Annotated in this window: 1 protein-coding gene; it reads left to right on the forward strand. The window is 46.4% G+C overall.

Going from position 1 to position 265, the window contains the following annotated elements:
* A partial coding sequence (locus ACVC08_RS00275) for a hypothetical protein (protein WP_452600516.1) occupies positions 1–265 on the forward strand: 265 nt, incomplete at both ends.

The raw sequence follows: 265 nt of genomic DNA on the forward strand, positions 1-265 counted from the left end.
CCCAGCCAATCCAAATACAGGGATCACCCCACAAACCATCTATGTCCGATTAACCAATGGCGATGACCCTACAGGATTAAACGGAACAGGCTGTTACACGCTGGTTAACTTCGATGTTATTGTCAACCCATTACCAGTAGTCACCCCAGTAGACGATTACACCCACTGTGAGTTAAACACCGATGGCGTATACGAAAGCTTTGACTTTACAACCATGACCGATGCCATATTAAACGGACAAGACCCCGCAATTTTCACGGTAACC

The sequence above is a fragment of the Pontimicrobium sp. MEBiC06410 genome (assembly GCF_053601615.1).